The sequence below is a fragment of the Streptomyces sp. 8N616 genome (assembly GCF_052246385.1).
Taxonomy (GTDB): domain Bacteria; phylum Actinomycetota; class Actinomycetes; order Streptomycetales; family Streptomycetaceae; genus Streptomyces.
This window is the reverse complement of the sequence record NZ_JBQQBY010000011.1, coordinates 186,271-194,378: the sequence shown is the minus strand read 5'-3', so window position 1 is coordinate 194,378 and position 8,108 is coordinate 186,271. Positions and strand designations below refer to the sequence as shown.

Here is an 8,108-nt window from a genome sequence, read left to right as displayed (position 1 = left end):
GGGTTGCCCGGGCCGGGCACCGCAGGCACCGCACACAAAACATCGCCGCAAGCACCGCACGCATCGCACCGGCACCGCACAGCATGCACCGCACGCATCGCAAGCACCGCACGCAAAACGCACCGCGGGCACCGCGGGCACCGCGGGCACCGCGCCTTCGGCGCGGTCTTCCCACCCGCCCGCCCTTGAAAGGGCGGGCGGGTGGGAAGCCGCGCGAAGCGCCGGGGCGGGGGCACGCAGTGCGAAGGTGCCGCGCCCGTGCGGCACCTCCCCGACGCTCGCGGCGTTCCGCCCTTCGGGCAGAGCCGCGCCGCCCTGACGCATCGCGGCGTTGCATCGTGTAATGCCGCACCGTGCGGCACCGCGCTGACGCGTCGTGGCGTCGGGGCGAGGGGGGCAGTGCCGCACCGTGCGGCAGCGCGGCAGCGCGGTGGCGCGTGGCGGTGTTAGGGCGTGCGGCGGCGGAGGGTGGCGGCGCCCAGGGTGAGGACCAGGAGGGCGCTCGCGGCGACGATGATGGCGTCGCGGATGAAGTCGTCGGAGACCGAGGTGTGCTGCAGCACCTCGTTCATGCCGTCGACCGCGTACGACATGGGCAGCACGTTCGAGATCGCCTCCAGCACCGGCTGCATCGTGTCGCGCGGCGCGAAGAGCCCGCACAGCAGGATCTGCGGGAAGATCACCGCCGGCATGAACTGCACCGCCTGGAACTCGGATGCCGCGAAGGCCGAGACGAAGAGCCCGAGTGCCGTGCCGAGCAGCGCGTCCAGTAGCGCGACGAGGAGCAGGAGCCACGGGGAGCCCGCGAAGTCGAGGTCCAGTGCCCAGAGTGCGAGGCCGGTGGCGAGGGCGGCCTGGGCGATGGCCAGCACGCCGAAGGCCAGGGCGTACCCGAGGATCAGGTCAGGCTTGCCCAGCGGCATCGAGAGCAGCCGTTCCAGCGTGCCCGAGGTGCGCTCGCGCAGCGTGGCGATCGAGGTGACCAGGAACATCGTCACCATCGGGAAGATGCCGAGCAGCGAGGCGCCAATGCTGTCGAAGGAGCTCGGGCTGGCGTCGAAGACGAAGTACAGCAGGACCAGCAGCAGGCACGGCACGAACAGGAGCAGCGCGATCGTGCGTCGGTCGTGGCTGAGCTGGCGCAGCACGCGGCGGGCCGTGGCCAGAGTCCGGGTGGCGTTCATCGGGCCGCTTCCTCCTGCTTCGTAGCAGCTTTCCGATGCGCCGCGTCCCCCTGCTTCGCGGCGTCGACGAGGTGCAGGAAGGCGCCCTCGACGGTGTCGCTGGCCGTACGCTCCCGCAGCACCTCCGGTGTGTCGTCGGCGAGGATCCGGCCTGCCCGCATGAGCAGCAGCCGCTGGCAGCGCTCGGCCTCGTCCATGACATGCGAGGAGACGAGGAGCGTGGTGCCGCGCTCTCCCGCGAGGCGGTGGAAGAGGTTCCACAGGTCCCGGCGGAGTACGGGGTCGAGCCCGACCGTCGGCTCGTCGAGTACGAGCAGCTCCGGGGCGCCGAGCAGGGCCACCGCGAGGGAGACGCGGGAGCGCTGGCCCCCGGACAGGTTCCCGGCGAGGGCGTCGGCGTGGTCGGTGAGGTCGACCTCCCCGAGGGCGCGGTCGACCTGGGCGAGCCGGTCCGTGCGGCTGAGCCGGGGGTCGAGGATCGCGGCGTAGTAGTCGAGGTTCTGGCGGGCCGTCAGGTCGTCGTAGACGGACGGGTCCTGGGTGACGTAGCCCACGAGGGAGCGCAACGGGGGCGAACCGGCCGGGCGGCCGAGGACGTCGAGCGTGCCGGTGACCTTGGCCTGGGTTCCGACGAGGGCGCGCATGAGCGTCGACTTGCCGCAGCCGCTCGGCCCGAGAAGCCCGATGACCTGGCCATACGGGATGTCGAAGTCGAGGTCGTCGAGGACGGTGCGGCCACCGCGTACGACGCTGAGGCCGCGGGCCCGGACGGCGGACTCGGCACATCCGGGGTCCCCCCGGAAGGCACCCCCGGCGGCACCCGTACCGGCGCGTCCGGCGACGCGCCCAGCGGATTTATTCATCATGCGTTGAATAATGGTCCCGGCGGGCCGGGGGAGTCAAGGGCGCTGCCCGGCGCGGAATGGCGGCACCGGGCGTCCGTAGGCCCCGAACTTCCGGTAGGCCCCGAACGTCCGTAGGCCCGGACGCCCGTAGGCCCGGACGTCCGTAAGCCGTAGGCCCCGTACGTCCGGAGGCCCGTAGGGTCTGCGCTGTGGCTCCTCCGCTCCCCCGCCCCAGCGCGCGCCCACGCCCCGCGCCCGCGGCCTGCTGCCCGCCGCTCTCGCCGCCGTACTGCTGTCGGCCGTGGCGTCGTGCACGGCCGGCGGAGACGGTGGTGACGGCGGCAGGGCGGGGGCGCACGGGGCCGGGGATCCGCTGTTCCCACGGCTCGGGAACGGCGGGTACGACGTAGACCGCTACGCGCTGCGGCTCGACTACGACGTGCACAGCCGCCGTCTCGACGCCACCGCCGTGGTCACCGCCCGAGCCACCCACGCGCTGCGCAGCTTCAGCCTCGACCTCGCAGGCCCGGCCGTCAGGAGCGTGTCCGTCGACGGGCGGAAGGCGGAGGCGCGGCGCGAAGGGAACAAGCTGATCCTCCGGCCGGACCGCACCGTCGGGAAGGGCGCCACGTTCCGTACGACCGTCGCGTACGGCGGCCGCCCCCGCACCCTCACCGACCCCGACGGCTCGACCGAGGGCTGGGTGCCGACGGACGACGGGGCGTACGTGGTCGGCGAGCCCGCCGGGGCCATGACCTGGTTCCCGGGCAACAACCACCCCGGCGACAAGGCCGCCTATGACGTCGAGATCACCGTCCCGCGGGGCTGGACCGCCCTCTCGAACGGCGAGCTGCGCGACGAGCGGACGCAGGACGGCCGCACCACCTTCAGCTGGCACAGCGCCGAGCCGCTGGCGAGTTATCTCGCCACCGCCACCATCGGGAAGTTCGAGGTGAGCCGGTCGGAGACGGCGAGCGGGCTGCCGCTGCTGGTCGCCGTGGACCCGCGCGAGACCGGGAAGAGCCGGAAGCCGCTGGCCGGGATCGGGGAGATCCTGGAGTGGGAAGCGGGTCTCTTCGGGCCGTACCCCTTCTCCTCCTCGGGCTCGATCGTCGACCACCGGCCGAAGGACGTCGACTACGCGCTGGAGGTCCAGACGAAGCCGTTGTTCCCCGGCGCGCCGGACCACTCGACGGTACTGCACGAGCTGGCGCACCAGTGGTTCGGCAACTCCGTGACGCCGAGGACCTGGCGGGACATGTGGCTCAACGAGGGCTTCGCGTCGTACGCGGAGTGGCTCTGGGAGGAGCAGCACGGCGGGGACTCGGCGCAGACGACCTTCGACGACCTCTACGCGACGGACGAGGACGAGGAGTTGTGGGCCTTCCCGCCGGGCGACCCGGGCCGCGCCGAGAACCTCTCGGGCGACCCGGTCTACGACCGCGGCGCGATGGCGCTGCACCAGCTGCGGCGCGCGGTCGGGGACCGGGCCTTCTTCCGGATCCTCAAGGGGTGGCCCGCCGAGTACCGGCACCGCAATGCCGATACGGGCGACTTCATCGCCTACTGCGAGGAGCGGACGGGGCACGACCTGGACGAGCTGTTCGACGCCTGGCTCTACAAGGACGGGCGGCCCAGCCGAGCGCCGCTCAATTAGCGCTCTCCTTCACGGCTTCGGGAGTCAGTTCACGGCTTCGGGAGCCAGGCCAGGACACATCAGGGCAGGCCAGATCAGGCCCGGCCGCGTCAGGTCAGCGGATGCCGGGGACCAGGCGGAGGGCCGACGGGTGGCGGGCCGCCAGGTGGAGGAGGCGGATCGTCGAGCGGACCACCTGTTCCTTGACCCGGGCCGCCGGGCGGCCGGTGAGGGCCCGCTCGCGCGGCGAGTCGTCCGGCCGTACGAGCTGGATCAGCCCGTCTCCCCGACCGAGGCTCACGCCCTGCGACACGAATCCGAAGCGCAGCGGCCGCGGCTCCTCGCCGCGCGCCTCTGCCGTGATCGCGGCGGCCGCGTGCGCGCCCGTGGGCATCGCGGTCGCACAAGCCATGCGGAGCGGCCCGGCGGCGGGCGAGAAGGACGCGGCGGCGTCCCCGGCCGCGTAGATCTCGGGGTGCGAGACCGAGCGCAGCACCGCGTCGACCAGCACCCGCCCGCTCCCGTCGACGGCCAGCCCGGCGCGGGCCGCCAGGTCGGTCGTGGCGGTCATGGAGGCGGCCCAGAGCACGGCGTCGGCGTCCACCTCGTCCGCGGAGCCGACCCGGTGACCCTCCTCGATCCGGACCCCGCGCGCGTGGAGGGCCCCGACGACATGGCCGCGGCCCTTTCCCGAGAGCCCGGCGCCCAGTTGGCCGGACGTCAGCAGCCGCACTTCCCAGTCCTGGCAGGACTCGGCGAGTTCGGCGGCCAGCTCGATGCCGGTCAGGCCGCCGCCGACGATCGCGAGCGAGCCGGGCCCGTCGAGCAGCCGCTTGCGCAGCGCCTCCGCGGACTCGGTGGTGTAGGCGCGGCTGCCGGTGCCGAGGACCCCGCCGCGGGTGTCGGTGCGGCTGCCCAGCGCGTAGACGAGCCGGTCGTACGGAACGCTGCGGCCGTCGTCCGTACGGACGGAGCGGGCGGCGGTGTCGATGTCCGTGGCGCGCGCGGTGATGTGGGTGACACCGGTGCCGTCCAGAAATCCGGCGAGCGGGTGGGTCACCTCGGGCCGGCCCGCGGCGAGTTCGTGCAGCCGTACGCGCTCGGTGAAGCGGTCGCTCGGGTCGATGAGCGTGACGTCGTGGTGTGCGGCCAGCCGGAGTGCGGCCATCAGGCCCGCGTAACCGGCGCCGAGGACCACGACCTGCTGCTGGTGACGGGTGTGCCGGGTGTGCCTGCGCCTCGCCATGTCTCCTCCTCGGATGAGCGGTTGTCACCACGGGGACGACGCGGCGGCTCAGGGTGTGACGATGACCTCGGTCACAGCGACCTCGGTCCCATCGACCTCCGTCACAGCGCGTCCAGGTCGAGGTGGCGGAGCTTGTCCGGGTTGAGGACCGCGTCGATCCCGGCGATCAGCCCGTTCTCGGCGACGGTGAAGGCGAAGACCGCGGCCTGCTCGCCCACCGGGTCGACGAAGACGAGTCCCGGCGCGCCGTTGACGTCCCGTACGAGCACGGCCATCCGGGCCGGGTCGAAACCGCGCGCCAGGCGCTGTACGAAGCGGGCCACCTTCTCGTCGCCGACCACCGGCACGCGGGCCGCGGTGACCTTGCCGCCGCCGTCGGAGCGCCAGACGACCCCGGGGTCGAGGATCTTCAACAGCCCGTCGAACTCCCCGCCCGCCACGGCCGCGAGGAACGCCTCGACCGCCCTCCGGTGCTCAGTGCGGTCCACCGCCCGGCGCGGGACCCCGGCCCGTACGTGCTTGCGGGCGCGCGAGGCCAGCTGCCGTACGGACTCGGGGGTGCGGCCGACGACTTCGGCGATCTCGGGGAACGGCACGGCGAAGACGTCGTGCAGGACGAAGGCCGTGCGCTCGGCGGGGGTGAGCCGCTCGAGGACCGTGAGCAGGGCCATGCTGACGGACTCGTCGAGCGTCACCCGGTCCTGCGGGTCGAGCACGAGCGCCTCGGCGTCGTCGGCGGAGGCGGCGACGACGGGCTCGGGGAGCCAGGGCCCGACGTAGGTCTCGCGCCGGGAGCGGGCCGAGCCGAGCTGGTCGTAGCAGATGCGGCTGACGACGGTGGTGAGGTACGCGCGGGGGTCGGCGGCCTCGCCGTCGGGCAGCGCCTGCCAGCGCAGCCAGGCTTCCTGGACGGCGTCGTCTGCGTCGGCGACGGACCCGGTGATCCGGTAGGCGACGCCCCACAGGCGGCCTCGGTGCTCCTCGAACGCGCTCAGCTCCGCCATGGGCGCCGCCTGCCTCTCCTCGTATGTCCTCGCATGTTTTCGCAGGGCCTATCAGGGCCTACGAGGAGGACGAAGCAGCCGGGCGGAGTGTGACAGTGACGTCGACCGCGTACGCCTCCTCGACGATGCCGTCGGGGAAGAGGCGGAGCAGCTCCGCCCGCTCGTCCTGGAGGACGGGGCCGGCGTGCTCGGGGCCGATGACGATGAGATGCGAGCGGCTGCCGAGCATCGCGAGGTGGGTGCCGAGGGAGACCTTGCGCGTCCAGTGCAGGCGGGTGCGGACCGGGCGGATGCCGAGGCCGAGACCTTCGATGATCGCGTCGGCGTGCGGGGCCACGTCCTTCGCGTGGTAGCCGGGCAGCCGGCGGGCGAGCCGGGCCTCCTGCTCGGCGGCCCACGGCACGTCCGGGTCGGGCACGTTCCACCACACGACGAGGGCCCCGCCGGGGCGGAGCACACGCAGCGCCTCGGGTACGGAGCGGACGGGGTCGGTCCAGTGCCAGGACTGGGCGTACGTGACGAGATCGGCGCTCTCGTCCGTGAGCGGCAGGTCGTTGCCGTCCCCGCGGATGAGCGGGACGTCGGGCAGGGCGGCGTGCAGCTGCGCGGCCATGGCGGCTCCGGGCTCGACGGCGGTCACACGGGCGCCGCGCCCGCGCAGCAGCCGGGTGGCGATCCCGGTGCCCGCCCCGACATCGACCACGTCGGCCCCGGCGAGGGGCCGCCCGGCCAACAGCTCGACGGTGTCGAAGAGACGCGGTGGGTAACCGGGGCGGGCGGCGGCGTACTGGGCGGCGACGGCGTCGAAGGAGAGCGCGTGGAGGGGGTGGGTGTTCTGCGGACTCCCGGGCAGACTGCGGGCTGGTGGCTCCGGCGGGGAGGTCATGCGGACATCCTGCCGGGGCGGCGAGCCCGGTCAAGACCGCGTCCGGTGCGGTGCGTTGCCGACCGGCGCGCGGTCCGGACCGGCACGTCGTGCGCCCGCGGTCCTCGCCCGCCGACCCCGCCCGCACGGCCGCGACCGCCGCCCCGGCCCGCGCGGCCGCGCCTGGCCGTCAGCGCAGCAGTGACCTGGCCGTTGGGCGAGACGCAGTCGCTCGGGAGTGCGGCTGAACCACTCGTACCTCCACTGACAACGCCCGGACATGCGTACGGGTCGGCGTACGGGTCGGCGTGCGAGCGTCAGCGGCGCTTGCGCCTCTTCGTCGCAGGGCTGGTCGAAGGGCTGTTGGTGGCCGCCGCACGGGCGGCCGGGTTGCCTGCGCGCGTGGCGCGGCGGCGCTCGTAGAGGGTGCGCTCGCGCTCGTACTCGGCGCGGTGGAGCTTCTCGCCCGGGGCCTCGACCAGGCTGCGCAGGAACCAGGCGAGCAGCACGCCGATGAAGCCGACCATCCGGAGGCTCTGCATCGACCGCTCCACGGAGGCGTCCCCCGGTTCCGCGCGCCGCGTGAAGCCCTCCCACGTGCGGCGGAAGGCGAGCGCGCTGCACGCCGCGAACATCACGATCACCAGCATGCTGACGAAGCCGCTGACGGCGGCGATGGCCAGACCCTGGTAGCCGAAAAGCAGCAGAAACGCCCCCGCCGCGGCCGCGAGCAGCGAGCCCGCGGCGACTCCGGCGCGCCGCAACCCGTAGTTCCCGTCGTGGTTCACCCATGTCGTGCCGAAGAACCGGAGCGGTTCCGGCCGGGGTCCTGCGGGCTGCTGCGCGTCACTCATGCCGACGATTATCGCCCGGACGCGGAACGCCTCCGGGCCGGGGCACAGGCAGCGCCCCCCGGCCCCGGGGCGTAGGCAATCAGGAGCAGCGCGGGGCGACGTAACCGTCGCTGCCCGTCTTCACGTAGGCGTCCGATACGTACTCCCCGCGGCCGATCTTGTCCCAGATCCGCGTCGTGCCGTACGGGCCGCTGACCGTCTCGCCAGGGCGCTGGCAGTGGATCGGCACGCGCGCGCCGTACGGCAGCACCCTCACCAGGCGGCTGCTGGTGCTGGGTCCGCTGCGGACGTTCAGGCGGTAGCCGGGCGCGACCGGGTACGTGACCTGGTCGGGCGCGGCGGTCACCTCGACGGCCGTCGTGGCGGGTCTCTCCGCCGTCTCCGCCGGCTCCCCGATCCCCACCGTCTTCGCCAGAACCTCTTCCGTGGCCATAACGGCCCCTCCCCCGTTTTTTGAAGTTTTGGACGACATGC

The 8,108-nt window shown here is 73.4% G+C and carries 8 protein-coding genes; 1 reads left to right on the top strand and 7 read right to left on the bottom strand.

Annotation, left to right across the window (positions count from 1 at the left end; all coding sequences use genetic code 11):
• Positions 1-446: 446 nt before the first annotated feature.
• Together ACTWQC_RS12885 and ACTWQC_RS12880 are read right to left on the bottom strand one after the other, a co-directional pair.
• Entirely contained in the window at positions 447-1,184 is a 738-nt protein-coding gene (locus ACTWQC_RS12885) for an ABC transporter permease (protein ID WP_443315760.1), read from the bottom strand.
• Entirely contained in the window at positions 1,181-2,050 is an 870-nt protein-coding gene (locus tag ACTWQC_RS12880; protein WP_443315759.1) for an ABC transporter ATP-binding protein, read from the bottom strand. The genes ACTWQC_RS12885 and ACTWQC_RS12880 overlap by 4 nt, the downstream gene beginning before the upstream one ends.
• A gap of 280 nt (positions 2,051-2,330) precedes the next feature.
• On the opposite strand from ACTWQC_RS12880, the gene ACTWQC_RS12875 reads away from it, so the two are divergent.
• Positions 2,331-3,686, top strand: coding sequence for a M1 family metallopeptidase (locus tag ACTWQC_RS12875; RefSeq protein WP_443315758.1), 1,356 nt, complete (start codon positions 2,331-2,333; stop codon positions 3,684-3,686).
• A 94-nt stretch (positions 3,687-3,780) separates the two neighbouring features.
• Here ACTWQC_RS12875 and ACTWQC_RS12870 read toward each other — a convergent pair whose 3' ends face one another.
• The 5 genes from ACTWQC_RS12870 to ACTWQC_RS12850 all read right to left on the bottom strand — a co-directional run bounded on the left by ACTWQC_RS12870 (position 3,781) and on the right by ACTWQC_RS12850 (position 8,067).
• Complete coding sequence (locus ACTWQC_RS12870) at positions 3,781-4,911, bottom strand: NAD(P)/FAD-dependent oxidoreductase (RefSeq protein WP_443315757.1); 1,131 nt, start codon at positions 4,909-4,911, stop codon at positions 3,781-3,783.
• Positions 4,912-5,012: 101 nt separating this feature from the next.
• Positions 5,013-5,915 carry an RNA polymerase sigma factor SigJ gene (gene sigJ / locus ACTWQC_RS12865; protein WP_443315756.1) on the bottom strand — a complete coding sequence of 301 codons (903 nt, stop codon included), beginning with the start codon at positions 5,913-5,915 and terminating at the stop codon, positions 5,013-5,015.
• A gap of 58 nt (positions 5,916-5,973) precedes the next feature.
• Positions 5,974-6,801, bottom strand: coding sequence for a class I SAM-dependent methyltransferase (locus ACTWQC_RS12860; RefSeq protein WP_443315755.1), 828 nt, complete (start codon positions 6,799-6,801; stop codon positions 5,974-5,976).
• Positions 6,802-7,097: 296 nt separating this feature from the next.
• Positions 7,098-7,634, bottom strand: coding sequence for a hypothetical protein (locus ACTWQC_RS12855; RefSeq protein ID WP_443315754.1), 537 nt, complete (start codon positions 7,632-7,634; stop codon positions 7,098-7,100).
• A 79-nt stretch (positions 7,635-7,713) separates the two neighbouring features.
• On the bottom strand, positions 7,714-8,067 hold the full coding sequence (locus ACTWQC_RS12850; protein ID WP_443315753.1) for an SH3 domain-containing protein: 354 nt from the start codon (positions 8,065-8,067) through the stop codon (positions 7,714-7,716).
• Positions 8,068-8,108 lie beyond the last annotated feature (41 nt).